This window comes from Acidovorax sp. BoFeN1 (assembly GCF_003345135.1).
Lineage (GTDB): Bacteria > Pseudomonadota > Gammaproteobacteria > Burkholderiales > Burkholderiaceae_C > Acidovorax > Acidovorax defluvii.
Map to the genome: position 1 here is coordinate 1 of NZ_QOZT01000074.1, position 19,616 is coordinate 19,616.

Consider the following 19,616-nt stretch of genomic DNA (forward strand, 5'->3'; position numbering starts at 1 on the left):
CCCCTGGCCTTATCCCCGCTGGATCGCCCACCGTGGCGCCGGCAAACTGGCGCCCGAGAACACGATGTCGGCCTTCCGGCTGGGTGCGCAATACGGCTACCGCATGTTCGAATGCGACGCCAAGTTGAGCAGCGACGGCGTGCTGTTCCTGATGCACGATGCCACGCTACAGCGCACCAGCAATGGCCACGGCACGGGCGGCGACCTGCCCTGGTCTGCCTTGTCGCAACTGGACGCGGGCAGCTGGCATTCCCGCGCCTACGCAGGCGAGAGCCTGCCCACGCTGGAAGCGCTGGCACGCTGGTGCCTGGCCAACCATTTCTGCCTGAATGTGGAAATCAAACCCACCCCTGGCGCCGAAGCCGCCACAGGCCGCGCCGTGGGCGAGTTGCTGGCACGCATCTGGCCCGCCACGGCTGTGCCGCCCTTGCTGACCTCGTTCAAGCCAGACGCACTGGCAGCGGCCCAGGCCGCTGCTCCGCAGCTGCCACGCGGCCTGCTGGTCGATACCCTGCAAGACGACTGCCTGGCCCTGGCGCAGCAATTAGGCTGCCAGGCGCTGGTGTGCAACCACGCGCTGTGGAATGTCGCCCTGGTGCAACAGGTCCACGCATTGGGTATGCGCGCCCTGAGCTACACGGTCAACGACGAATGGGCGGCCCAACGCCTGATCGACCTGGGAACCGACGGCATCATCACCGACCGCGTCGATCTGTTCAGCCCGGCCGATCAGTGAGCCGTCAGGTGCCGCGCCAAAGCGGCCCGGCACCCGCACCGAATCGGCGCTCAGCCCCGCCAGCCACGCACCAGCACCCACTGGCAGGTGGCGCAGCCCAACACCAGCGCCGCATAGGTCAGCATCTTGCCGTCGCGGCCCAGCACGACCAACCCAGCCACCAGCACGGCGCAGCCAACCACAAAATTGATAGCTACTTGCGCACGCCAGGAAAGCGCCAACGCCCCTTTTGATCGAATCAAGCGCCCACCCAGCGCCAGCAAAACGGCCAGCGCCGCAGCGGGCGCCATGAAATTCACGGCGTGATAAAGAGCGTCCAGCGGACCCATAAACGTGACCCAGATCAAGGCTTAGGCAAACACGGTGCCTGATACCGAGAACAATTTTATAATCGGCGTCTATGGCAGTCTGGGCCCTCGGCATCAACCACACCACCGCGCCGCTCGATCTGCGCGGTAAATTCGCGTTTGCGCTTGACCAGATCACGCCCACGCTGCAGGGGTTGCGCCAGTCGCTGGGCCACAGCACCCGACACAACGGTGTGGAAACGGCCATCATTTCCACCTGCAACCGCACCGAAATCTATTGCGCTGGCGACCAGACTGCCATGGACCACACGCTGGGCTGGCTGGCGCAAAGCGGTGGCGTAAGCCCCGCGCTGCTGCGTTCGCACTCCTACACGCTGGAAGACAGCCTGGTGGCGCGCCACGCTTTTCGCGTGGCCAGCGGGCTTGACTCGATGGTGCTGGGCGAGGCCCAGATTCTTGGGCAGATGAAAAACGCCGTGCGTGCCGCCGAAACGGCGGGCGCCCTGGGCACCACGCTCAACCAGCTGTTCCAGCGCAGCTTTGCCGTGGCCAAAGAGGTGCGCACCAGCACCGAAATCGGCGCGCACAGCATCAGCATGGCCGCCGCCGCTGTGCGCCTGGCGGGCCAGTTGTTTGAAGACCTCTCCGAGATCCGCGTGCTGTTTGTCGGCGCGGGCGAAATGATCGAACTGGCGGCCACGCATTTCGCCGCCAGGAACCCCCAGTCCATTGCCATCGCCAACCGCACGCTGGAGCGCGGCGAGAAGCTGGCCACCCGTTTTGGTGGCGAGGTGATGCGCCTGTCGGACCTGCCCGAGCGCCTGCACGAGTTCGACGCCATCATCAGCTGCACCGCCAGCACCCTGCCCATCATCGGCCTGGGTGCCGTGGAGCGTGCCCTCAAAAAACGCCGCCACCGCCCCATGTTCATGGTGGACCTGGCCGTGCCGCGCGACATCGAGCCCGAGGTCAAGGCCCTGGGCGACGTGTACCTGTACACCGTGGACGACCTGGCCAGCGTGGTGCAGACCGCCCAGGCCAACCGCCAGGCGGCCGTGGCGCAGGCCGAAGCCATCATCGATGCCGGGGTGCAGAGCTTCATGCACTGGATGGAGCTGCGCAGCCCCGCAGGTGCCGCAGGCGGCGTGGTGCCCCTGATCCAGCAGATCAACGCCCAGGCCGACGAGTGGCGCGCCCTGGAGATCGCGCGCGCCAAAAAGCTGCTGGCCAAAGGCGAAGATGTCGATGCCGTGCTGGAGGCCCTTTCGCGTGGTCTTGCCCAGAAGATGCTGCACGGCACCATGGCCGAGTTGCGGGCAGGCGACGCCGACCTGCGCGCCCAGACTGCGCAGACCGTCTCGCGCCTGTTCCTGCGCTCGCAAAGCAAGACCGGCCTGTAGCGCCGCTCATACTGCCTTGGCCTGCCCGTCCATGGGGGGTTCGGGGCAACACTGGCTCGGCAGCGCCTGCTGCCCGTTGTTTCCCTTTGCTTGAAAGTCCGGCCCATGGCCCACGCACACAAAATCGTCCTTCCCTTCCTCCTGGGTTTCGCCCTGGCGGCCTGCCCACTGGCACAGGCCGGCTCCACATTGGCGGTGGAGATGGGCTGCTACAGCTGCCACAGCAACGCCTACCACCCCAACGCGCCCAGCTTTGCGCAGCTGGCCAGCCACACCGCCAAGCACCGCGGCGAAGCCGGCGCCGAAGACCACCTGATCACCGAGTTGCGCAAGCCGCGCCTGGTGGGCCGCATTGGCGCCCACGAACACCTGAGCGAAGAAAGCGCCCGGGGCCTGGCGCGCTGGATCCTGGACGGAGCCCACTGAGCCTTCGCCCCCGGTTGTCACGGCCCGTTGCCTGATTGGCAACCTGTCTTCGATGGGCAGCCGTTCGCACGGGGTCTGGCCGGCCTTGGGCATGCCGAAAGGCTGTACCCGCTGAGCGCCCAGGCTTCGACGATCCAGAACAGATGGTGCGAAGTATCTGTGACCCTTGAATATTTAGGAAAAATCGATCATTTGCCCATACCAGATAAACGCGAGCAGCTACGTTTTTAGTAGCAACAATAACGATTAAAAATGAAACCCTTTCTCCGAAGCCAGCTGGAACGCTATGCGCAGCGTCTGGGCGAACTGGATTTTTTGCTCTCGCGCGAAGACATCATGGCCGACATGGCGCAATACCGCGTGCTGTCGCGCGAACATGCGGAGGTTACCCAGGTCGCCGGCCGCTATGCCCGTTTTGTGCAGTGCGAAGCCGACCTGGCCGGAGCGCGCGAGATGCTTGCCGACCCTGAGATGGCGGAAATGGCGCAGGAAGAAATCACCGCGGCCTCCGCCGAGCTGCTGCAGCTCGAAGACGAATTGCAGCGCCTGCTGCTGCCCAAAGACCCCGACGACGCGCGCAATGCGTTTGTTGAAATCCGCGCAGGCACGGGCGGCGATGAATCCGCCCTGTTTGCCGGCGACCTCACGCGCATGTACATGCGCTACGCCGACCGCGTGGGCTGGAAGGTCGAGGTCATCAGCGAAAACGCGGCCGAGCTGGGGGGCTACAAGGAAATCGTGCTGCGCATCGAAGGTGACCACGTTTACGGCGCACTCAAGTTCGAATCGGGCGGCCACCGCGTGCAGCGCGTGCCCGCCACCGAAACCCAGGGCCGCATCCACACCAGCGCCTGCACCGTGGCCGTGATGCCCGAGCCCGACGAGACCGAGGCCATCAAGCTCAATCCGGCCGATCTGCGCATCGACACCTTTCGCGCCAGCGGCGCGGGCGGCCAGCACATCAACAAGACCGACTCGGCCGTGCGCGTGGTGCACTTGCCCACCGGCATCGTGGCCGAGTGCCAGGACGGCCGCAGCCAGCACAGCAACAAGGCCAAGGCCCTGCAGGTGCTGCAGGCGCGCATCCAGGAGAAAGAGCGCAGCGAGCGCGCCGCCAAGGAGGCCGCGCTGCGCAAGGGCCTGATCGGCAGCGGCGACCGCAGCGACCGCATCCGCACCTACAACTTCCCGCAGGGGCGGCTGACCGACCACCGCATCAACCTCACGCTCTACAAGCTGCAATATGTGATGGATGGCGACCTGACCGAGGTGCTGCAAGCCCTGGCGCATGCACGCGAAGCCGAGCAGCTCGAAGAACTGGAGATGGGCGCCTCCATCCAAGGCGGACAATGATTTTTATGAAATCGGGCTTTAGCCCTTTTTGCATAAGCGCAAGCAGCTATCAAAAATAGAGTGAACACATCAACCCCCACCCTGGCGCAGGTTCTGACGCAGGCCCGCACCCTGGGCCTGGAACGCATCGATGCACAGATGCTGCTACTGCACGCCATGGGCCGCCCCGATGCAGGCCGCGCCTGGCTGCTGGCGCATGACACCGATGCGCTGGAGCCCGCAGTGCAAGAAGCATTCATGGCCCTGTGCCAACGCCGCGCAGCCGGAGAGCCCGTGGCCTACCTGACCGGGCGCAAAGAGTTTTATGGCCTGCCGCTGGTCATTGACGCCCGCGTGCTCGACCCGCGCCCCGACACCGAGACGCTGGTGGACTGGGCCCTGGAAGTGATCGCACCCCTGACCGACCCGCTGCACCCGCCACGCATCGTGGACCTGGGCACCGGCAGCGGCGCGATTGCGCTGGCCTTGCAGCACCAGCGCCCCACAGCCCAGGTGCTGGCCGTGGATGCCAGCTCCGATGCCCTGGCCGTGGCGCAAGCCAATGCACAGCGCCTGGCGTTGCCCGTGCGGTTTGCACGGGGCCACTGGCTGGACGGTGTCGAAGGCCGGTTTGACGCCATCGTCTCCAACCCGCCCTACATTCCGGCGGCCGACCCGCACCTGGCCGCGCTGACCCACGAACCCCTGCAGGCCCTGGCCAGCGGTGCCGACGGACTCGACGACATCCGCACCATCGTGACCCAAGCCCCCGCGCATCTGGTGCCGGGCGGCTGGTTGCTGCTGGAACACGGGTGGGACCAGGCCGCCGCCGTCAGCACGCTGCTGCGAGAACAGGGCTTTGCGCAGGTGCAAAGCCGCAAAGACCTCGCCGGCATCGCGCGTTGCACCGGCGGGCAGTGGCCGACAGTGAAATAATCCCCCCATTGCGGGCCTTTTGCCCGTCAGCCCCCTACAAGGAGAACCCCATGAGCGACACCCAACAACGCATCGACGCCCTCGTGAAATCCAGCGACATCCTGCTGTTCATGAAAGGCAATGCCAGCTTTCCGATGTGCGGCTTTTCGGGCCGTGCCATCCAGATCCTCAAGGCCTGCGGCGTTGACACCAAGGCCCTGACCACAGTCAACGTGCTGGAAGACGAGGAAATCCGCCAGGGCATCAAGGAATACAGCAACTGGCCCACCATTCCGCAGCTGTATGTGAAAGGTGAGTTCATTGGCGGTTCGGACATCATGATGGAGATGTACGAATCGGGCGAGCTCAAGCAGCTGCTCGGCAGCGAGGGCTGAGCCACGCCGCAGGGCACACGTCCGCACCTCTAGTGCTGCAAGGCCGCCTGTGGGCGGCTTTGCCCGTTTTGACGTCGATTTGTCAGCGCTCGGGATCATCCTTTCCGTGCATTGGCGCTCACCCTGGCGGGCGCAATTGCGCAGCTCTGGGTGCTGCAAGCCGTACTGCAGTGCACGCGTGCGCCGCTACACTCACAAGGCCCGGCGAGTCTGCCGCCAGGCCCCGCCCGGCTTCTCCATCACCATGACCCTGACCCAAAGCCTGCTCATCATTGGCCTGCTCATCGCAGCCAGTGCATTCTTTTCGGTGGCCGAAATTTCGCTGGCTGCCGCACGCCGCCTGCGCCTGCGCCAGATGGCGGACGAGGGTGATGCACGCGCCGACCGGGTGCTGCGCCTGCAGGAGCAGCCAGGGGACTACTTCACCGTGGTGCAGGTCGGACAAAACGCAGTGGCCATTTTGGGGGGCATCGTTGGCGAAGGCGCGCTGAGCCCGCATTTCACGGCGCTGTCAGGGCTGTGGCTACCGGACGCCAGCGCCCAGACCGTCGGCTTTCTGGCGTCTTTCGTAGTCATCACGTCGCTGTTCATCCTGTTTTCCGACCTGTTCCCCAAGCGCCTGGGCATGGCCGAGCCAGAGAACATGGTGGTGCGGCTGGCCCAGCCCATGGTGTTCCTGATGACCGTGATGCGTCCGCTTGTGTGGTTTTACAGCAAGGGGGCGGACGCCCTGTTCCGCCTGCTGGGCATGTCGTCCCTGCGGGACGACCGCATCACCTCTGACGACATCCTGGCCATGATGGAAGCCGGTGCGCGGGCGGGCGTGCTGGCCGCGCGCGAGCAGCAGGTCATCACCAATGTGTTTGAGCTCGATACGCGCATGGTGTCTAGTGCCATGTCACCACGCGATCGCATTGCCTTTTTTCTGCGCGACGAGCCGGACGCCGTGATTCGCCTGCGCATCGCGGCCGAGCCCTTCTCGACCTACCCTGTGTGTGAAGGCGATATCGACCATGTGGTGGGCTATGTGGACGCCAAAGACCTGTTTCAGCGTGTGCTGAACAACCAGCCCATTTCGCTGGCCGACGACAGCCTGGTGCGCAAGGTGCTGATCGTGCCCGACCGCCTCACCTTGTCCGAGGTGCTGGAACAGTTCCGCCAGGTGCACGAGGATTTCGCCGTCATCGTGAACGAATACAGCCTGGTGGTGGGCGTGGTCACGCTGAACGACGTGATGAGCACCGTCATGGGCGATCTGGTGGGATCGGCCGACGAAGAGCAGATCGTGCGGCGCGACGAGAACTCGTGGCTCATCGATGGCGTCACCCCGGTGGAAGACGTGTTGCATGCGCTGGGCCTGGACGAACTGCCGCACAGCGACGACTACGAAACCCTGGCCGGCTTCCTGATGGTGATGCTGCGCCGCGTTCCCCGACGCACCGACAGTGTGAGCTGGGGCGGCTACAAGTTCGAGGTGGTGGACGTGGACAGCTTTCGCGTTGATCAGGTGATGGTGTCGCGCCTGAAACCAGTACCCCTGGAAAACAGCGGCCCTGTAGACCCTGCCGCAACGGCCGCACCCTGATCCACCTTGTGCCCGCACCCGCCCTCATCAACCTGATGGATCAGGCCGCTGCAGGTTTCTCGTTGAAATGCCAGTTGCGCTGGGCACCAAACACGGCATCGGGATAGGGCGAGCGGCCCCGGCTGCCGTTGTAGCGGCCCAGCGCCAGGAACAGGTCGCCGCGCTCGCGGTCGATGTAGTGGCGCAGGATCACACAGCCAAAACGCAGGTTGGTCTGCATGTGAAACAGTTTGCCCGGGTCGCCATCACCAATCACGCGCGTCCAGAAGGGCATGACCTGCATATAGCCACGGGCCCCCACGCTGGACACGGCGAACTTGCGAAAGGCGCTCTCGACCTGGATGAGCCCCATGACCAGCGACACATCGAGCCCCGCGCGCTTGGACTCGTACCACACCGTCTGCAGGAAGTCGCGGCGCACTTCCCATTCAGGCTTGCGACGGCGCAAACGGTCGCTCATGGTGCCCAGCCAGCGCAAATAGTGCAGACGCGCTTCGGTGCTGAAGAACTGCGGCTCGGGCGGGCCAAAGTTGCCCACCGCCGATGTCAGCGCCGTACGCACCGAATCCATCAACGGCTCTTCCAGCTGACTGCCTGCGTGGGCCTGCGCAGGCGCCCCCAGCCATGCGGCAGGTGCCGCAAGCGACACCAGGCACGCACGCCGGGAAACACCGGTCAGCCCGGCCATGGCCGAGGCGCTTGCAGACAGATCGCGCTCCCTTGTCATACGGCCATGCGCCCCTTCACATGGGCCAGGATGTCGGCCACGGCCACTTTGGAGGCTTCGGCATCGCGGCGGTGCTGGTACTCGACCACGCCTTCCTTGAGGCTCTTGTCGCCAACGGTCACGCGGTGTGGCACGCCAATCAGCTCCCAGTCGGCAAACATCGCGCCGGGGCGCTCGCCGCGGTCGTCCAGGATCACGTCGACGCCAGCGGCCAGCAAATCGGCATACAGCGACTCGGCCGTGGTCTTGACCGCTTCGCTGCGGTCCATGCCCACGGGGCAGATGACCACGGTGAAGGGTGCAATCGCATCGGGCCAGATGATGCCGCGCTCGTCATGGTTCTGCTCGATCGCTGCAGCAGGCAGGCGGGTGATGCCGATGCCGTAGCAACCCATCTCCAGCGGCTGGGGTTTGCCGTTTTCGTCCAGAAAGGTGGCGTTCATGGCGCGGCTGTACTTGGTGCCGAGATAGAAGACATGGCCCACTTCGATGCCGCGCTCAATGGCAAGTTCCCCCTGGCCATCCGGCGCGGGGTCGCCCGCCACCACATTGCGCAGATCGGCCACGGCGTCTGGCTCGGGCAGGTCACGGCCCCAGTTCACGCCGGTGGTGTGGAAATCCGCTTCATTGGCGCCGCAGATCCAGTCGGCCATCAGCGTGACTTCACGATCTGCCACGATTTTGAGCGGCTTCTTCAAGCCGATGGGCCCCAGATAACCGGGCTTGCAGCCAAAGTGCTCGTCAATCTCGCCCAGGGTTGCGAAGCGGAAGCCCTCCAGCCCCGGCACCTTGGCCACCTTGATCTCGTTCATGTCGTGGTCACCACGCAGCAGCAGCAACCAGACCTGGGTTTTGACAATCTCGCCCGCCGCGTTGGTCTCGTCGGTGGCCAGCACCAGCGATTTGACGGTGGTCTTGAGCGGCACGCCCAGCAACTCCGCCACGTCGGCGCAGGTGCTCTTGCCGGGCGTTGCGACCTTGGCCATCCCCTGTGTCGCGGCGCCACGCGCTCCCGAAGGGGCCAGCGCCTCGGCCTTTTCCATGTTGGCGGCATAGTCGCTCTGGGGGCAGTAAACGATGGCGTCTTCACCCGTGGCGGCAATCACCTGGAATTCCTCGCTCAGGTCTCCACCAATGGCGCCGCTGTCGGCCGCCACGGCACGGTAGGTGAGGCCGAAACGGTCAAAGATGCGCCGGTAGGCTTGGGCCATGACCTGGTAGCTGGCCTTGGCCGAGACCTGGTCGCGGTCGAAGCTATAGGCGTCCTTCATGGTGAACTCGCGCCCACGCATCAGGCCAAAGCGGGGCCGGCGCTCATCACGGAACTTGGTCTGGATCTGGTAGAAGTTCTTGGGCAACTGCTTGTAGCTGCGCAGTTCCTGGCGTGCGATGTCAGTGATCACTTCTTCGCTGGTCGGCTGCACCACGAAATCACGGCCATGGCGATCCTGGATGCGCAGCAACTCAGGGCCCATCTTCTCAAACCGCCCCGTTTCTTGCCACAGCTCTGCCGGCTGCACCACGGGCATGACCAACTCCACCGCTCCGGCACGGTTCATTTCCTCGCGCACGATGGCCTCGACCTTGCGGATCACCCGAACGCCCATGGGCATGTAGCTGTAGATGCCAGCGCCCAGCTTCTTGATCAGCCCCGCCCGCATCATGAGTTTGTGGCTGACCACTTCGGCATCGGCCGGAGCTTCCTTGAGGGTGGAGATAAAGAATTGGGAGGCTTTCATCGGAATCGATTTCAGGCAGAACAGACCAGCCCACTTGCCGCGCACTAGGCGCCGTGCATAATGGACACAGTTTAAAAATTTGGGGTTTGATTATGCTTGACCGGGACGGCTTTCGGCCGAACGTCGGCATCATCCTGCTCAACCAGAAGAACCAGGTGTTCTGGGGCAAACGCATTCGCACCCACAGCTGGCAGTTTCCGCAAGGTGGCATTGACCGGGGCGAAACCCCCGAGCAAGCCATGTTTCGTGAGCTGCATGAGGAGGTGGGACTGCATCCCAACCATGTGCGCTTGGTCGCCCGTACGCGGGACTGGTTGCGCTATGAGGTGCCTGACCGGTACATCCGCCGCGATGCGCGCGGTCATTACAAAGGCCAGAAACAAATCTGGTATCTGCTTCAACTGGTGGGCCACGATTGGGATCTGAACCTTCGGGCCACCGACCATCCCGAGTTCGATGCCTGGAGATGGCACGACTATTGGGTGCCGCTGGATGTGGTGGTCGAGTTCAAACGCGGCGTCTATGAGATGGCCTTGACCGAACTCGCCCGGTACCTTCCACGTCATGAGCAGCGCAATCGCTACCTTCGCAGTGGCATGCGGGCGCGCGACATGGATCCACAAGGCGGCCCCATGCACCGCGCGGGATCTTTGTTGTTGAACCCCGGAATGGAACTGCCGCCCGGCGCAAGTTTTGACCCGGATCCGCAAAACAGTGTGCCGGCAGAGCTGGAAGCCTTGCCCTACCCCGGCATCGCGCCACGCTCGATTTAAATCTTTTGTGCGCAGGGCAAGCCCGCCTGCGGGGCCCGTGCGACACCTGGCTTGCGAATGCGGCCTTCCCTCTGAACGGCCTATCCAGGTTACCTAGGCATTGACAAGGCGCGTCAAGCCGCTGAAAGAACCAGGTTGTCGCGGTGCACCATCTCCGACTCGGCGACATAACCGAGCAGCTTTTCAAACTCAGAAGACGGTTTGCGGCACAAAAGCCGCGCCTCCGCGCTGGCGTAGTTGGCCAGTCCGCGAGCGATTTCCCGGCCCGACGGATCGCGCACCGCAATCACTTCGCCACGCGAAAAATCGCCCTCCACTGCCGTCATTCCGATGGGCAGCAGGCTTTTGCCCTCATCGCGCAGCTTTGCGGCAGCACCGGCGTCCACCACCACAGCGCCCCGCATTTGCAGATGGTCAGCCATCCACTGCTTGCGGGCCTGTGTTTTGGCCGTCTGGGCCACCAGCAGCGTACCGAGCGCTTCGCCCTGCACCAGCCGCACCAAGACATTCTCTTCACGACCCCAGGCAATGACGGTGGAAGCCCCCGACCCCGCCGCCCGCTTGGCAGCCAGAATCTTGGTGATCATTCCACCCTTGCCAATGCTGGAGCCCGCCCCGCCGGCCATGGCTTCCAGAGCCAGATCGCCCGCCTGGGCTTCATGCACGAACTGGGCCGATGGGTCTTTGCGCGGATCTGCCGTGTAGAGCCCCTTTTGGTCCGTGAGGATGACCAGCGCATCCGCCTCGACCAGGTTGGCCACCAGCGCACCGAGGGTATCGTTGTCACCGAATTTGATTTCGTCCGTGACCACGGTATCGTTTTCATTGATCACGGGAACCACGCCAAGGCGCAGCAGCGTCAGCAAGGTCGAGCGCGCATTGAGGTAGCGCTCACGATCAGCCAGATCGGCGTGGGTGAGCAGCACCTGTGCGCTGCCCATGCCCTGCTCGCGCAGCTTGGTCTCGTACATCTGCGCCAGTCCCATCTGCCCCACCGCCGCAGCAGCCTGCAGTTCGTGGATTTCCTGGGGGCGCGCAGTCCAGCCCAGGCGCTTCATGCCTTCCGCAATCGCACCGCTGGACACCATCACCACTTCGCGTGGAACACCGCCCTCGCCGCGCACGAGCGCAGCCAGCTGGCGACTCCATTCGCCGATGGCGGTTTCATCAAGGCCGCGCCCCTCGTTGGTCACTAGACTGGAGCCCACTTTCACCACAATGCGACGGGCATCGCGCAATACGCTGGAAACCATTTTTTGAGTCATTTTGACCGCTGGCGCCTATGGATAAAGCGCAAGCAGCTATTATTTATATAGCAAAATAAGCAGCCTGAACAGCCAACGGCATCAAACGGCGGCATCTCCAGCAAACCGTGGATCCACTTCCACCGGCTCGTTTTCGATCCGTTGTTCGGACTGCACATGGCGGAAGATCGCATGGATCAGCGGCTCACAACCCTCGCGCGTCAGTGCAGAGATTTCGAACACCGGCCCTTTCCATTTGAAGCGCTTGACAAAATCCTTCACGCGCGCCTCCCGCTCCTCCTTTGGCACCATGTCCAGCTTGTTCAGCACCAGCCAGCGTGGCTTGCTGTAGAGCTTCTGGTCGTATTTTTTCAGCTCGTTCACGATGGCCTTGGCCTGGGCCACCGGGTCCACCGCATCATCGAAAGGCGCCAGATCCACAATGTGCAGCAGCAGCCGGGTGCGTTGCAGGTGGCGCAAGAATTGGTGGCCCAGTCCGGCCCCCTCCGAGGCACCCTCAATCAGACCAGGAATATCGGCCACCACAAAGCTCTGCTCAGGCCCCACGCGCACCACCCCGAGATTCGGGTGCAGCGTGGTGAAGGGATAGTCGGCAATCTTGGGGCGCGCGTTCGATACCGCGGTGATGAAGGTGGATTTGCCCGCGTTGGGCATACCCAGCAGCCCGACATCGGCAAGCACCTTCAATTCCAGCTTGAGATTTTTCTTCTCACCCGGCCAGCCCGGGGTCTTTTGACGCGGAGCCCGGTTGATTGCGCTTTTGAAGCGCATGTTGCCAAAACCACCATCCCCGCCCTTGGCGATGGTGACCACCTCCCCGGGCGTCAGCAACTCATACAGCACCTCGCCCGTTTCGGCGTCGGTAATGATGGTGCCCACCGGCATCTTCAGGGTGATGTCGGTGCCAGCAGCGCCAAACATGTCGGAGCCCATGCCGTGTTCACCCCGTTTGGCTTCATGGCGACGCGAATAGCGGAAATCCACCAGAGTATTGAGATTAGGGTCGGCCACGGCAAATACATGCCCCCCACGCCCGCCGTCTCCGCCATTGGGGCCGCCGAATTCCTTGTATTTTTCGTGCCGGAACGACACGCAGCCATTGCCACCATCACCTGCGGCAATGTCAATAAAGGCTTCATCGACGAACTTCATGGGATATCCAGTTTACAAAAGAGCGCAACGCAGGCGGGCAACCCCTCCTGAAAGCACAAAGCCCCGTCCATGCGGGGCACGCGGGCCAGCACCTTAGCACCAGCGCACGCCTTAAACAACAAAGCCCCGACAGGGCGGGGCTTCGATTGCTGCCAGAGGAATCAACCTCAGGCGGGAGTCACGTTGACCGTGGACTTGGACAACGCACCCTTGGTGCCAAACGACACGTGGCCGTCCACCAAGGCGAACAAGGTGTGATCCTTGCCGACTCCGACATTGCTGCCGGGGTGGAAGCGAGTGCCGCGCTGGCGCACGATGATCGAACCAGCACTGATCAGTTCACCACCGAACGCCTTGACACCCAGCATCTTCGGCTTGGAGTCGCGCCCGTTTCGCGTAGAGCCGCCGCCTTTTTTCTGTGCCATGACATCAGCTCCTTCTTAAGCAGCGATCACGCCGATTTGCAGCTCGGTGAACTGCTGACGGTGACCTTGACGTTTCTGATAGTGCTTGCGACGGCGCATCTTGAAGATGTGCACTTTGTCGTGCTTACCGTGCGCCACAACGGTGGCTTTCACGGTTGCACCGGACACCAGGGGAGTACCCACCTTCAGTTCAGCGCCGTTGCCGACAGCCAGAACCTGGTCGATCACAATTTCCTGGCCTACGTCCGCAGCAATCTGTTCTACTTTAATTTTTTCGCCGGAAGCAACGCGATACTGCTTGCCGCCGGTTTTTATGACCGCGTACATGTTGACCTCTTGATATGAGTTCTGCAGACGAATTTCCACAGAGCCAAAAATTATACCACCCTGGGAAATTTCAGCCAACCCCCGGCGTGCACTTGTGCCTCCGGCACATCAGCCACCGCCGGCGTGCACGCGGGCCTTCCTATAATCCGCAGCACTTTCTGCGTGCCACTCTATCTTGACATCCCCCCTCATCTCCGCCGCCACATCGCCGCTGACGATCATCACCGACGACATGCGCGAAGTGGACCAGGTCATTGCCCAACGCCTGACGTCCAGCGTGCCCTTGGTGGCACAAATCTCCCAGTACATCATCGCGGCCGGAGGCAAGCGTCTGCGCCCGGCCTTGCTGCTGCTGGTATGCGGCGCCTTGGGCTATCGCGAGCACCATCGATTCAGCCTGGCGGCAGTCGTTGAGCTGATTCACACCGCCACCTTGCTGCACGACGACGTTGTAGATGCGTCCACCCTTCGCAGGGGACGCGCCACGGCCAACCAGACTTTCGGCAATCCCGCGAGCGTTCTGGTGGGGGACTTTCTGCACACGCGCTCATTTCAAATGATGGTGGAAGCAGGAAGCATGCGCATCATGGAGGTGCTGTCCGAGGCCACCAATGTCATTGCTGAAGGCGAAGTATTGCAGTTGATGAACATGCACGACGCATCCCTCGATGAGGAGGGGTACCTGCAAGTTATTCGCTCGAAGACGGCCAAGCTCTTTGAAGCCAGCGCGCGGCTGGGCGCCATTCTTGCCAACAGCCCTCCAGAAATCGAAGAGGCCTGCGCCACCTATGGTCAAGCGCTCGGCACAGCGTTTCAGATTATTGACGACGTGCTGGACTATGACGGAAATGCCTCGGAAATGGGAAAAAACCTGGGCGATGACCTGCGCGAAGGCAAATCAACCCTCCCCCTCATTGTGGCCATGCAAAGAGGCAGCGCCGAGCAGGCCGCCATTGTGAGACACGCCATCGAGGAGGGATCCACAGACCGCCTGGACGATGTGGTGACCATCGTGAGAATGACCGGAGCGCTCGAAGCAGCGCGCATTGCAGCCTTCTCGGAAGCCCGCCGAGCAATGGCCGCCGCAGAGCAATTGCCACCGGGCGCCCACTCAACGAGCTTGCTACAATTGGCAGCACAACTGCTGGAACGCCGCGCCTGAATTCCGCCAAATGCAGCCGGATCTGTGATCAGCGGCCCCAGTACACGGGGTGTAGCTTAGTCTGGTAGAGCGCTACGTTCGGGACGTAGAGGCCGGAGGTTCGAATCCTCTCACCCCGACCACTTTTCGAATAAATCAAGCACCCACCAGGGCAGTGTGGCGATACTGCCAATATGGCAGAGCTGTGTAGCGCGTGAGTGTTCGGGGGTGATAGGATGGTTTTTTTAACCACTACTTGCCCGGGTTACATGGCCGCTGTCGATACTGCCCAGAAAGAAACCTCCTCGGTAGCCCTGCCAGGATTGGGTCGCGCGCTGATGTCGGCGGGAAAGTTGACACAAAAATCCGCCGAAGATATTTACAAAAAGTCACAAGCGGGGCGTACCAGTTTTATCGCCGAGTTGACCGGCTCCGGCGCTGTGTCCGCTTCCGATTTGGCACACACGGTGTCGGCCGTTTTTGGCGCCCCCTTGCTGGATCTGGATGCAATCGACCCCCTGCGACTTCCCAAAGATCTGCTGGACGCGAAGATTTGCAGTGCCTACCGGGTGGTGGTTCTCAGCAAACGAAACAACCGGCTCATCGTGGCCACGGCAGACCCAACGGATCAAGAGGCTGCCGAGAAGATCAAATTCACTACCCAAATGGGAGTGGACTGGATTATTGCGGAATACGACAAACTCAGCCGCCTGGTAGAAAGTAGCACCAAGTCCACCAGCGAATCCATGGATACGCTGATCAGCGGGGGAGGTGATTTTGAGTTCGATGACGTCGCTGTTGAAGAAGCCACAGAGAGCGCAGACACCGGAACCGAGGTAGAAGACGCTCCCATCGTCAAGTTCCTGCACAAAATGCTGCTGGATGCCTTCAATATGCGGGCATCTGATTTGCATTTCGAACCTTATGAGCACCAGTATCGGGTGCGGTTTCGTATCGATGGTGAACTGCGTGAAATTGCATCGCCGCCCATCGCCATCAAAGACAAGCTGGCATCCCGCATCAAGGTGATCTCGCGACTCGACATTTCCGAGAAACGGGTACCTCAAGACGGGCGAATGAAACTGAAGGTGGGGCCAGACCGGGTTATTGATTTTCGCGTCAGCACATTACCTACCCTGTTCGGCGAAAAAATCGTCATCCGCATCCTGGATCCCAGTAGCGCAAAACTCGGCATTGACGCCCTAGGTTATGAGGCCGTGGAGAAGGAGCGCCTCTTGGCAGCGATCGGGCGCCCGTATGGAATGGTCCTGGTTACCGGCCCCACCGGGTCGGGTAAAACGGTTTCGCTTTACACCTGCTTGAATCTACTCAACAAGCCTGGCGTCAATATCGCCACGGCGGAAGACCCCTCTGAAATTAACCTGCCGGGGGTCAACCAGGTCAACGTCAACGAAAAGGCGGGGCTTACCTTTGCAGTAGCCCTCAAGTCGTTTCTGCGCCAGGACCCGGACATCATCATGGTGGGTGAAATTCGGGATCTGGAGACTGCCGATATTTCCATAAAGGCAGCACAGACGGGGCACTTGGTTCTGTCCACTTTGCATACCAATGATGCTCCCACCACGTTGACTCGCATGCGCAACATGGGCATCGCCCCCTTCAACATTGCATCGAGCGTGATCTTGATCACGGCGCAGCGCCTGGCCCGCCGACTTTGCCCCATTTGCAAGACACCCGCTGATATTCCTCATGAAGCTTTGGTGGACGCCGGCTTTCCTGAGGATGAGATCGATGGTTCGTGGGTGACCTACCGCCCGGTGGGCTGCTCTGCCTGCAACAACGGGTACAAAGGTCGACTGGGGATTTATCAGGTCATGCCGATCACAGAAGAGATTCAGCGCATCATCCTGCGCGACGGTAGCGCGCTCGAAATTGCGGAGCAGGCAAAGCTGGAGGGCGTACGCTCTCTGCGCGATGCAGGGCTACATAAAGCGAAATTAGGTCTTACTTCTCTCGAAGAAGTGCTGGCAGTGACCAACGAATAAGTCAAGAACGAGGGAGCACCATGGCGACAGCAGCATCCAAACGCGACATCAAGGACTTCGTCTTTGAGTGGGAAGGCAAAGACCGCAACGGAAAGATAGTCCGGGGTGAGACTCGTGCCGTTGGCGAAAATCAGGTGCAGGCCATGCTGCGGCGCCAAGGGGTTTTCCCCACCAAAATCAAAAAACGCCGCATGCGCTCGGGCAAAAAGATCAAGCCCAAAGATATTGCTTTGTTCACCCGCCAGCTGGCCACCATGATGAAGGCCGGGGTGCCACTGCTGCAGGCATTCGATATTGTGGGACGCGGCAACACAAATGCCAGCGTGACCAAATTGCTCAATGATGTGCGGTCGGATGTTGAAACCGGCACATCCTTGAACGGCGCGTTTCGCAAGTACCCCATGTATTTTGACAGCCTGTATTGCAACCTGGTTGAGGCGGGCGAGGCAGCCGGTATTCTGGAAGCGCTTCTCGACCGTCTTGCCCTTTACATGGAAAAGACTGAGGCCATCAAGTCCAAAATCAAATCGGCGCTCATGTATCCGATTTCGGTGGTGATCGTGGCTTTTGTGGTGGTTACCGTGATCATGATTTTTGTGATTCCGGCCTTCAAGGAAGTATTCACATCGTTCGGTGCAGATTTGCCCGCACCAACGCTGTTCGTCATGGCCATCAGCGAAATATTCGTGAAGTGGTGGTGGTTGATTTTTGGTGTGCTGGGCGGCGGCTTCTATTTCTTCATGCAGGCCTGGCAGCGCAATGAAAAGGTCCAGATGTTCATGGACCGTCTGATGCTGCGCATGCCCATTTTCGGGGCGCTGGTTGAAAAATCCTGCGTTGCCCGCTGGACCCGCACGCTCTCGACCATGTTTGCGGCCGGCGTTCCGCTGGTGGAGGCCTTGGACTCGGTGGGCGGCGCCGCAGGAAATTCGGTGTATTCCATGGCCACCGACAAGATTCAGCAAGAGGTTTCTACCGGCACCAGCCTGACTGCCGCCATGGGCAATGCAAACATTTTTCCTTCCATGGTGCTGCAGATGTGCGCCATTGGGGAGGAGTCCGGTTCCATTGATCACATGCTGGGCAAGGCTGCGGATTTTTATGAAGCAGAGGTGGATGACATGGTGGCCGGGCTGTCTAGCCTGATGGAACCCATCATCATCGTATTTTTGGGCACCCTCATCGGCGGCATCGTGGTGTCGATGTATCTGCCCATCTTCAAGCTCGGTCAGGTCGTTTGATGGGCGTGGATCTCTGGGCAGAGCCCGCCATTGCGGGTGTTCTGGGCCTGCTGCTCGGCAGCTTTCTGAATGTCGTCATCCACCGATTGCCCAAAATGATGGAGCGCCAGTGGGCACAGGAGCATGCGGCGTTCGCTGCTGGCACCGATACACCACCGGCGCCAGCGCCAGGCGCTGAAGCAGCCTTCAATTTGTGGACACCCCGCTCACGCTGCCCGTCGTGCGGACATGTGGTGCAGTGGTATGAAAACATACCGGTGCTGAGCTATCTGTTTTTGCGCGGCCGCTGCTCGGCGTGCCATGTTCGCATCAGTGCACGCTATCCACTGGTGGAGATTCTCACTGCGGCGCTTTTTGCGTTCTGCGCCTATCGGTGGGGTTTGACGCCCACGGGCTTGGCCTGGTGCGGCTTTTCGGCAGCGATGGTGGCCCTGGCGTTTATCGACTGGGACACCACCTTGCTGCCCGACGACATTACGTTACCACTGCTCTGGGCGGGGCTGTTGGCGTCGGCGGGGCACTGGATTGACGTTCCCCTGTTGGCCTCTGTCACGGGTGCCGCAGCGGGGTACCTGTCCCTGTGGCTGGTTTACTGGGCCTTCAAGCTGGCGACCGGCAAGGAGGGCATGGGGTACGGTGACTTCAAGCTGTTTGCCGCCCTGGGCGCCTGGTTCGGATGGCAGGCGCTGGTTCCGATCATCTTGATGTCTTCTGTCATTGGCGCACTGGTAGGAATTGGTCTGAAGGTCTTCAACAACCTGCGCGAAGGCGGCTATGTTCCGTTCGGGCCGTTCCTCGTGGGCGCTGGCCTGACGGCCATGGTGTTCGGGCCCAATGCCATTTTGCAAACGGTGCTGAATCTGTTCGGTCTGTAATGATGCAACGGCCAATGCATGTGGGCCTGACCGGGGGCATTGGCAGCGGCAAGAGCACGCTGGGGCAGATGCTGCAGTCCTGTGGCGCAGCGCTGATCGATGCAGACGCGATTGCCCGCAGTGTCACCTTGGCTGGGGGCGCTGCCATAGCCGACATTCGGGCTGCCTTCGGACAGGACGCCATTGATGCCACGGGCGCCATGGACCGCGCCCGCATGCGCACCCTGGCTTTTACCAACCCCCTGGCGCGCGCGCAACTTGAAGCCATCGTTCACCCCTGGGTGACACGCTTGGGCGATCAGCAAGCACGAGATGCCTCAACCGCAGGGCATCGCGCCATCGTCTTCGATATTCCCCTGCTGGTGGAGTCGGGCCGCTGGGTGCGCAAGCTCGATGCCGTGGTGGTGGTGGATTGCAGCACCGAAACACAAATCCACCGCGTCATGGCGCGCAACGGCCTTCAGCGTGCAGCCGTGCAAGCCATCCTGGACACACAGGCCTCCCGCCCAGCCCGGCGCGCCGCCGCCGACGCCGTGGTTGTGAACGATGGCATCGCGTTGAACACCCTGCATGGCCATGCAGTGCAGCTTGCCCGCCTGTTCGGGCTATGATGCACCCGAGTTTTTTGCACCACCTTTCCCTGCCGTGCGCCACCGGCGTCAGAACATCCACTGAGCCCCCAGGAACCCGCCAGCGTGATCCTTTACGAATACCCCTTTAAGGCAATGCTGATCAAGGTCCACCGTTGTCGCTTCTCAAACGTTATCCGCAGATGAAGCAGCAGACCCTGGCAATGGCCGCAGATCAAAACAACGGATTCGAGCAGTCGCGCAAGCCCACCCGACGTG

Annotated in this window: 20 protein-coding genes and 1 tRNA gene; 14 read left to right on the top strand and 7 right to left on the bottom strand. The window is 61.7% G+C overall.

Annotated features, from left to right (window positions below):
• Positions 1-736, top strand: a 736-nt coding sequence (gene ugpQ / locus DTW89_RS14865; RefSeq protein ID WP_114656510.1) for a glycerophosphodiester phosphodiesterase, incomplete at its 5' end; no start/stop codon positions are given.
• 50 nt (positions 737-786) lie between these two features.
• On the opposite strand, the gene DTW89_RS14870 is transcribed toward ugpQ, so the two are convergent.
• Positions 787-1,065: a hypothetical protein gene (locus tag DTW89_RS14870; RefSeq protein WP_024814200.1), complete on the bottom strand. Its 279-nt coding sequence runs from the start codon at positions 1,063-1,065 to the stop codon at positions 787-789.
• Between the two features lie 71 nt (positions 1,066-1,136).
• Between DTW89_RS14870 and hemA the strand changes: the two genes are divergently transcribed.
• From hemA to DTW89_RS14900, 6 genes are all read left to right on the top strand, one after another.
• Positions 1,137-2,444 carry a glutamyl-tRNA reductase gene (gene hemA, locus DTW89_RS14875; RefSeq protein WP_114656511.1) on the top strand — a complete coding sequence of 436 codons (1,308 nt, stop codon included), beginning with the start codon at positions 1,137-1,139 and terminating at the stop codon, positions 2,442-2,444.
• A 105-nt stretch (positions 2,445-2,549) separates the two neighbouring features.
• A complete protein-coding gene (locus tag DTW89_RS14880) occupies positions 2,550-2,870 on the top strand; it encodes a hypothetical protein (protein ID WP_111864576.1) in 321 nt (106 codons plus the stop codon).
• Between the two features lie 252 nt (positions 2,871-3,122).
• Positions 3,123-4,223: a peptide chain release factor 1 gene (prfA, locus tag DTW89_RS14885; protein WP_114656512.1), complete on the top strand. Its 1,101-nt coding sequence runs from the start codon at positions 3,123-3,125 to the stop codon at positions 4,221-4,223.
• 60 nt (positions 4,224-4,283) lie between these two features.
• Positions 4,284-5,138, top strand: a complete 855-nt coding sequence (gene prmC, locus DTW89_RS14890) for a peptide chain release factor N(5)-glutamine methyltransferase (RefSeq protein WP_111864579.1) — start codon at positions 4,284-4,286, stop codon at positions 5,136-5,138.
• Positions 5,139-5,188: 50 nt separating this feature from the next.
• Positions 5,189-5,512, top strand: coding sequence for a Grx4 family monothiol glutaredoxin (gene grxD / locus DTW89_RS14895; protein WP_024814195.1), 324 nt, complete (start codon positions 5,189-5,191; stop codon positions 5,510-5,512).
• A 244-nt stretch (positions 5,513-5,756) separates the two neighbouring features.
• Complete coding sequence (locus tag DTW89_RS14900) at positions 5,757-7,097, top strand: hemolysin family protein (RefSeq protein ID WP_024814194.1); 1,341 nt, start codon at positions 5,757-5,759, stop codon at positions 7,095-7,097.
• A gap of 40 nt (positions 7,098-7,137) precedes the next feature.
• Here the strand turns inward: DTW89_RS14900 and DTW89_RS14905 are convergent, their stop codons facing one another.
• Positions 7,138-7,824, bottom strand: a complete 687-nt coding sequence (locus tag DTW89_RS14905; protein WP_201741016.1) for a lytic transglycosylase domain-containing protein — start codon at positions 7,822-7,824, stop codon at positions 7,138-7,140.
• Positions 7,821-9,563 carry a proline--tRNA ligase gene (locus tag DTW89_RS14910; protein ID WP_114656516.1) on the bottom strand — a complete coding sequence of 581 codons (1,743 nt, stop codon included), beginning with the start codon at positions 9,561-9,563 and terminating at the stop codon, positions 7,821-7,823. The genes DTW89_RS14905 and DTW89_RS14910 overlap by 4 nt, the downstream gene beginning before the upstream one ends.
• Positions 9,564-9,655: 92 nt before the next feature.
• On the opposite strand from DTW89_RS14910, the gene DTW89_RS14915 reads away from it, so the two are divergent.
• Complete coding sequence (locus DTW89_RS14915; RefSeq protein ID WP_024814191.1) at positions 9,656-10,336, top strand: RNA pyrophosphohydrolase; 681 nt, start codon at positions 9,656-9,658, stop codon at positions 10,334-10,336.
• Positions 10,337-10,449: 113 nt separating this feature from the next.
• Here DTW89_RS14915 and proB read toward each other — a convergent pair whose 3' ends face one another.
• From proB to rplU, 4 genes are all read right to left on the bottom strand, one after another.
• Positions 10,450-11,589 carry a glutamate 5-kinase gene (proB, locus tag DTW89_RS14920; RefSeq protein WP_024814190.1) on the bottom strand — a complete coding sequence of 380 codons (1,140 nt, stop codon included), beginning with the start codon at positions 11,587-11,589 and terminating at the stop codon, positions 10,450-10,452.
• Positions 11,590-11,682: 93 nt separating this feature from the next.
• Positions 11,683-12,753 (bottom strand): Obg family GTPase CgtA, encoded by a 1,071-nt coding sequence (gene cgtA, locus DTW89_RS14925; protein WP_024814189.1) that lies wholly within the window; start codon positions 12,751-12,753, stop codon positions 11,683-11,685.
• 167 nt (positions 12,754-12,920) lie between these two features.
• Positions 12,921-13,178: a 50S ribosomal protein L27 gene (rpmA, locus tag DTW89_RS14930; protein ID WP_087743920.1), complete on the bottom strand. Its 258-nt coding sequence runs from the start codon at positions 13,176-13,178 to the stop codon at positions 12,921-12,923.
• Between the two features lie 15 nt (positions 13,179-13,193).
• Positions 13,194-13,505 carry a 50S ribosomal protein L21 gene (gene rplU, locus DTW89_RS14935; RefSeq protein ID WP_024814187.1) on the bottom strand — a complete coding sequence of 104 codons (312 nt, stop codon included), beginning with the start codon at positions 13,503-13,505 and terminating at the stop codon, positions 13,194-13,196.
• A gap of 232 nt (positions 13,506-13,737) precedes the next feature.
• On the opposite strand from rplU, the gene DTW89_RS14940 reads away from it, so the two are divergent.
• The 6 genes from DTW89_RS14940 to coaE all read left to right on the top strand — a co-directional run bounded on the left by DTW89_RS14940 (position 13,738) and on the right by coaE (position 19,379).
• Positions 13,738-14,667 carry a polyprenyl synthetase family protein gene (locus DTW89_RS14940; protein WP_024814186.1) on the top strand — a complete coding sequence of 310 codons (930 nt, stop codon included), beginning with the start codon at positions 13,738-13,740 and terminating at the stop codon, positions 14,665-14,667.
• 45 nt (positions 14,668-14,712) lie between these two features.
• Positions 14,713-14,789, top strand: a tRNA-Pro gene (locus DTW89_RS14945).
• Positions 14,790-14,915: 126 nt separating this feature from the next.
• Positions 14,916-16,652: a type IV-A pilus assembly ATPase PilB gene (pilB, locus tag DTW89_RS14950; protein WP_114656514.1), complete on the top strand. Its 1,737-nt coding sequence runs from the start codon at positions 14,916-14,918 to the stop codon at positions 16,650-16,652.
• Positions 16,653-16,672: 20 nt separating this feature from the next.
• A complete protein-coding gene (locus DTW89_RS14955; protein WP_114656515.1) occupies positions 16,673-17,893 on the top strand; it encodes a type II secretion system F family protein in 1,221 nt (406 codons plus the stop codon).
• Positions 17,893-18,768 carry a prepilin peptidase gene (locus tag DTW89_RS14960; protein WP_024814183.1) on the top strand — a complete coding sequence of 292 codons (876 nt, stop codon included), beginning with the start codon at positions 17,893-17,895 and terminating at the stop codon, positions 18,766-18,768. The genes DTW89_RS14955 and DTW89_RS14960 overlap by 1 nt, the downstream gene beginning before the upstream one ends.
• A 2-nt stretch (positions 18,769-18,770) precedes the next feature.
• On the top strand, positions 18,771-19,379 hold the full coding sequence (gene coaE, locus DTW89_RS14965; protein WP_114656517.1) for a dephospho-CoA kinase: 609 nt from the start codon (positions 18,771-18,773) through the stop codon (positions 19,377-19,379).
• Positions 19,380-19,616: the final 237 nt, after the last annotated feature.

Excerpts from the sequence above, each read along its gene's own strand:
- proB (WP_024814190.1), bottom strand. The coding sequence starts at position 11,589 with ATGGTTTCCAGCGTATTGCGCGATGCCCGTCGCATTGTGGTGAAAGTG.
- DTW89_RS14955 (WP_114656515.1), top strand. The coding sequence starts at position 16,673 with ATGGCGACAGCAGCATCCAAACGCGACATCAAGGACTTCGTCTTTGAG.
- rpmA (WP_087743920.1), bottom strand. The coding sequence starts at position 13,178 with ATGGCACAGAAAAAAGGCGGCGGCTCTACGCGAAACGGGCGCGACTCC.
- DTW89_RS14960 (WP_024814183.1), top strand. The coding sequence starts at position 17,893 with ATGGGCGTGGATCTCTGGGCAGAGCCCGCCATTGCGGGTGTTCTGGGC.
- pilB (WP_114656514.1), top strand. The coding sequence starts at position 14,916 with ATGGCCGCTGTCGATACTGCCCAGAAAGAAACCTCCTCGGTAGCCCTG.
- DTW89_RS14880 (WP_111864576.1), top strand. The coding sequence starts at position 2,550 with ATGGCCCACGCACACAAAATCGTCCTTCCCTTCCTCCTGGGTTTCGCC.
- DTW89_RS14870 (WP_024814200.1), bottom strand. The coding sequence starts at position 1,065 with ATGGGTCCGCTGGACGCTCTTTATCACGCCGTGAATTTCATGGCGCCC.
- coaE (WP_114656517.1), top strand. The coding sequence starts at position 18,771 with ATGCAACGGCCAATGCATGTGGGCCTGACCGGGGGCATTGGCAGCGGC.
- DTW89_RS14915 (WP_024814191.1), top strand. The coding sequence starts at position 9,656 with ATGCTTGACCGGGACGGCTTTCGGCCGAACGTCGGCATCATCCTGCTC.
- cgtA (WP_024814189.1), bottom strand. The coding sequence starts at position 12,753 with ATGAAGTTCGTCGATGAAGCCTTTATTGACATTGCCGCAGGTGATGGT.
- hemA (WP_114656511.1), top strand. The coding sequence starts at position 1,137 with ATGGCAGTCTGGGCCCTCGGCATCAACCACACCACCGCGCCGCTCGAT.
- prfA (WP_114656512.1), top strand. The coding sequence starts at position 3,123 with ATGAAACCCTTTCTCCGAAGCCAGCTGGAACGCTATGCGCAGCGTCTG.
- DTW89_RS14900 (WP_024814194.1), top strand. The coding sequence starts at position 5,757 with ATGACCCTGACCCAAAGCCTGCTCATCATTGGCCTGCTCATCGCAGCC.
- DTW89_RS14910 (WP_114656516.1), bottom strand. The coding sequence starts at position 9,563 with ATGAAAGCCTCCCAATTCTTTATCTCCACCCTCAAGGAAGCTCCGGCC.
- grxD (WP_024814195.1), top strand. The coding sequence starts at position 5,189 with ATGAGCGACACCCAACAACGCATCGACGCCCTCGTGAAATCCAGCGAC.
- DTW89_RS14905 (WP_201741016.1), bottom strand. The coding sequence starts at position 7,824 with ATGACAAGGGAGCGCGATCTGTCTGCAAGCGCCTCGGCCATGGCCGGG.
- DTW89_RS14940 (WP_024814186.1), top strand. The coding sequence starts at position 13,738 with ATGCGCGAAGTGGACCAGGTCATTGCCCAACGCCTGACGTCCAGCGTG.
- rplU (WP_024814187.1), bottom strand. The coding sequence starts at position 13,505 with ATGTACGCGGTCATAAAAACCGGCGGCAAGCAGTATCGCGTTGCTTCC.